General features: G+C 62.8%; 1 pseudogene. It reads left to right on the forward strand.

Annotated features, from left to right (window positions below):
• Positions 1 to 443, forward strand: a pseudogene (locus tag J5M58_RS27050) (peptidase M14); the annotation flags it as partial.

The following is a 443-nucleotide window of genomic DNA, read 5'->3' on the forward strand; positions in this document are numbered from 1 at the left end:
CCACTGGCCAACCCGATCGGTATCGGCCAGATGTTCCAGGCCACCCATCAAGGCCGTTTCGAGTTCAGCAGCGGCAAGAACTTCAACCGCGATTTTCCGGCACTGACCGAAGCGCTCATCAGGCGCCTGGAGGGCCATCTAGACGAGGATGGCGAGGCCAACGTGGCCATCATTCGCCGCACCATGCTCGACATCCTCGACGACTTGCCTGCTGCGCCATCGGAGCTCGAAGGCCTTCGTCGCGTGCTTCTGCAGCAGGCGTGCGACGCCGATGTGGTGCTGGACCTGCACTGTGATTTCGAATCGGTGATGCTGCTGTATGCACTGCCGCAAAACTGGCCCCGCTTGCGCTCGCTGGCGGCACGCCTGGGTGCTGAAGCTGCATTGCTGGCCGAGGATGCTGGCGGCAATGCGTTCGACGAAGCCTGTGCGCTGCCATGGGT

The organism is Pseudomonas sp. 32_A (assembly GCF_017490905.1).
GTDB lineage: Bacteria > Pseudomonadota > Gammaproteobacteria > Pseudomonadales > Pseudomonadaceae > Aquipseudomonas > Aquipseudomonas inefficax.